The sequence below is a fragment of the Streptomyces sp. UH6 genome (assembly GCF_013421635.1).
GTDB lineage: Bacteria > Actinomycetota > Actinomycetes > Streptomycetales > Streptomycetaceae > Streptomyces > Streptomyces abyssomicinicus.
This window is the reverse complement of the sequence record NZ_JACADT010000524.1, coordinates 1-3,974: the sequence shown is the minus strand read 5'-3', so window position 1 is coordinate 3,974 and position 3,974 is coordinate 1. Positions and strand designations below refer to the sequence as shown.

Sequence of the window (3,974 nt, the reverse complement as noted above, 5' to 3'; positions counted from 1 at the left end):
ATCCCGGTGCGGGCGAGCCGCGCCGCCTGGCCGAGCTCGCCGACGAGGTGTCCGCCGCCTTCGGGCGCCGGGTGCGGCCCGACCTCCCGGCCGACGTGGTGAAGGCGTTCGCCCAGGCCGGCATCCGGATCCGCTCCACCCGCCGTCGTGAGCTGGCCGGCGTCGACCACCCCGCCGTCCCCCCGCTGCTGGAGTACAAGAGGCTGTACCGGATCTGGGTCGCCCACGGCTGGTCCTGGCTCCAGGACTGGGTGCGCGACGGCCGGTTCCGCCCCGAGTTCCTGCCCGCCGGCACGGTCACCGGCCGCTGGGTGACCCATGGCGGTGGCGCTCTGCAGATCCCCAAGGTGATCCGGCGCGCCGTGGTCGCCGACCCCGGCTGGCGGCTGGTGGTCGCCGACGCCGATCAGATGGAACCGCGGGTGCTGGCCGCCATATCCCGGGACCCCGCCTTCATGGCGGTCGCCGGACGGGAGAGCGACCTCTACCAGGCGGTCTCCGAGCGGGCCTTCGCCGGCGACCGCGACCTGGCCAAGGTCGCCGTACTGGGCGCCATCTACGGCCAGACGTCCGGCGACGGCCTGAAGAACCTCGCCGCGCTGCGCCGCCGGTTCCCGCGCGCCGTGGCACACGTCGACGAGGCCGCGCGCGCCGGCGAGGAAGGACGCCTGGTGCGTACCTGGCTCGGCCGGACCTGCCCGCCGGCGGGCGGCCGGGAGGAGGCGGAGGAGGCCGGTATCCCGCTCGCCGAGGAGGAGGACGGCGACCCCGGTCCGGGGCGCTCCACGGCCACCACGCGCGCCCGCGGCCGCTTCGCCCGCAACTTCGTGGTCCAGGGAAGCGCCGCGGACTGGGCGTTCCTCCTGCTGGCGGCCCTCCGTCGACGTCTGGACGGACTGGCGGCGGAGCTGGTCTTCTTCCAGCACGACGAGGTGATCGTGCACTGCCCGGTCGAGGAGGCCGATCGGGTGGCGGCCGCCATCCGTGAGAGCTCAGACGAGGCGGGCCGGCTCACTTTCGGCGAGACCCCGGTCCGCTTCCCGTTCACCACGGCGGTGGTGGAGTGCTACGCGGACGCGAAGTGACGGCAACGGAAAACCCCGGTCCGGACAGTGTGTCCGAACCGGGGTTCCACCGGAGCCGCTTTCGGGATTCGAACCCGAGACCTACGCATTACGAGTGCGTTGCTCTGGCCATCTGAGCTAAAGCGGCACGTGCTGACCGCACCATGGTGCGATCCGCGACGACGGTAAGTCTACACAGTTTCGGGAGGTGCTCCGAACCAGCGATGGGACGGTTGTTCCCGCCGGTCAGACGCAGCGCTTCCCCTCCGGAGGGACGGTGCCGTCGAGCAGGTAGGCGTCGACCGCGGCGTCGACGCAGTCGCTGCCACGGCCGTAGGCGGTATGGCCGTCACCCTCATAGGTGAGCAGCCGGCCGGAGGAGAGCTGACCGGCCAGGGCCTCTGCCCAGCCGTAGGGCGTCGCCGGGTCACGGGTGGTGCCCACGACCAGGATGGGGGCGGCCCCCTCGGCCTCGATGCGGCGGGGCTCCCCGGTCGGGGCGACCGGCCAGTAGGCGCAGTTCAGCGCGGCCCAGGCCATGGTCTCGCCGAAGACCGGGGACGCCTTCTCGAACGCGGGCAGCGCCTGACGGACCTCGTCCGGGGAGGCGAAGGCTCCGGGCAGGTCCAGGCAGTTCACGGCCGCGTTCGCGAACATCAGATTGGTGTACCGGCCTTCGGGGTCGCGCTCGTAGTAGCTGTCGGCGAGGGCCAACAGGCCCGCACCGTCCTTCCGCCGCATGGCCGAGGCCAGCGCGTCCCTCAACTGCGGCCAGGCGCCCTCGTCGTACATCGCGGCGATCACGCCCATGGTGGCCAGTGACTCGGTGAGCTTGCGCCCGTCGCGATCGTCCGCGTTCAGCGGCTGGGTGTCCAGCCCGCCGAAGAACTCCTTGAGCTCGCGTCCCACCGTGTCGACGCCGGCTCCCCGGCCCCCCAGGGGGCAGTCGGGCTGCCGCACGCAGTCGCGGGCGAAGGCCTGGAAGGCGGTCTCGAACCCGGCCGTCTGGTCCAGGTTGAGCCGGCGCGCGGGCAGCGAGGGGTCCATCGCGCCGTCCAGCACCAGCCGGCCCACCCGCGACGGGTACAGGCCGGCGTAGGTCGCGCCGAGGAAGGTGCCGTAGGACGCTCCGACGTAGTGCAGTTCGTCGTCGCCGAGCGCCGCCCGCACCACGTCCATGTCCCGCGCCGCCTCCACCGTGGAGACGTGCCGCAGCAGCTTCGCCGAACGGCCGCCGCAGCCCTCGGCGAACGACTTGAACGCCGCCACCAGGGCGTCCGCCTCCGCGTCCTCGTCCGGAGTGAGGTCGGTGCCCGTGTACTCGTCCATCCCCGGACCGTCGAGGCAGGTCACCGGCTCGCTGCGCGCCACGCCCCGTGGATCGACGGCGACCATGTCGTACCGGGAGCGCACCTCGGCGGGGTATCCCATCGCCGCGTACCCCTGAAGGTAGTCGACGGCGGAACCGCCGGGGCCGCCCGGATTGACCAGCAGCGACCCCAGTCGGCTGCCCGGCCCGGTCGCCTTCGTCCGCGCCACCGCCAGCCGCACCTCGCCGGACTCCGGCCGCGCGTAGTCGAGGGGGGCGCGGACGGTCGCGCACTGGAAACCGGGCACACCGCAGGCACGCCAGGAGGGCTTCTGCTCGTAGAAACGCGCCAGCTCCGGATTCCCCTCGCCGGGAAGCGCGGCGAGCGGCGGACCGGCGCCGGGACCGCCCTCCGCTCCCTGCCCGGCGGCACACGCGGTCAGCAGGAGGGCGGAGGCCGTGAGCGCGGCCCCGACGAGGCGCGCGACCCGCCGGGACCGGGACGCGGGGCGGGGGGTGCGGCTGATCTCCACCTCGCCACCGTAACTCTCCGCAGCGACGCTCACGCCCAGTGCCACGGAAGTGCCCCGGACGGGCTAACCGTCACGCAGCGCCATGGTCATCGCCTCGACGGCCAGCAGCGGAGGCACATTGCGGTCCAGGGCTTCCCCGCAGGCGGCGATCGCCTCGATCCGACGCAGGGTCGACTCCGGCGGTCCCGACCGGGCCAGCCGCTGCAGGGCGTCCTCCGCGTCCACGTTGGCCAGCGCCACCCGTGTGCCGAGCTGAAGGGCGAGGACGTCGCGGTAGAACGTGGTCAGGTCGGTCAGGGCCAGGTCCAGGCTGTCCCGCTGGGTACGGGAGCGGCGTCGCTTCTGCTTGTCCTCCAGATCCTTCATCACGCCGGCCGTGCCGCGCGGGAGCCGGCCGCCCTGGGACGCCCCCAGCGCCGCCTTGAGCTCCTCGGTCTCCTTGACGTCCAGTTCCTCGGCCAGCGCCTTGGCGTCGGCTGCCGCCGCGTCCACCAGTTCCTGCGCGGCACGCAGGGCGCCCCCTACGTCGCCCACCCTCAGCGGCAGCTTGAGCACGGCGGCCCGGCGTTCCCGGGCCGCCGGATCGACGGCCAGCCGGCGGGCGCGGTCGACGTGGCCCTGGGTTGCCCGGGCCACCGCGTGTGCGGTCTCCGGCTCGATGCCGTCACGGCGAATCAGCAGGTCCGCGACGGCCTCCACCGGAGCGGTGCGCAGGGTCAGCAGGCGGCAGCGGGAGCGGATGGTGGGCAGCACGTCGTCCACCGAGGGCGCGCACAGCATCCAGACGGTGCGGGAGGCGGGTTCCTCCACCGCCTTCAGGACGGCGTTGGCGGACTTCTCGTTCAGCCGCTCGGCGTCCTCGACCAGGATCACCTGCCAGCGGCCGCCGGCCGGGGCCGTGTAGGACTTGCGCACGGTGTCGCGCATGTCGTCGACGAGGATCTGCGAGCCGGTCGCGACCACGGTGGACACGTCCGCGTGGGTGCCGATCAGCGCCGTGTGGCAGCCGTCGCAGAAGCCGCAGCCGGGAGCTCCGCCGAGGGCGCGGTCCGGGCTCACGCACTGCAG

At 73.5% G+C, this 3,974-nt stretch carries 3 protein-coding genes and 1 tRNA gene; 1 reads left to right on the top strand and 3 read right to left on the bottom strand.

Annotation, left to right across the window (positions count from 1 at the left end; translation table 11 throughout):
* On the top strand, positions 1-1,085 hold a 1,085-nt coding region (locus HW445_RS21260; RefSeq protein ID WP_180222576.1), incomplete at its 5' end, for a bifunctional 3'-5' exonuclease/DNA polymerase.
* 53 nt (positions 1,086-1,138) lie between these two features.
* Here HW445_RS21260 and HW445_RS21255 read toward each other — a convergent pair.
* From HW445_RS21255 to HW445_RS21245, 3 genes are all read right to left on the bottom strand, one after another.
* A tRNA-Thr gene (locus tag HW445_RS21255) sits at positions 1,139-1,212 on the bottom strand.
* Positions 1,213-1,310: 98 nt separating this feature from the next.
* Entirely contained in the window at positions 1,311-2,906 is a 1,596-nt protein-coding gene (locus tag HW445_RS21250) for an alpha/beta hydrolase (RefSeq protein WP_180222575.1), read from the bottom strand.
* A gap of 63 nt (positions 2,907-2,969) precedes the next feature.
* Positions 2,970-3,974 (bottom strand): DNA polymerase III subunit delta' (locus tag HW445_RS21245; RefSeq protein ID WP_180222574.1); only part of this gene is annotated, 1,005 nt, incomplete at its 5' end.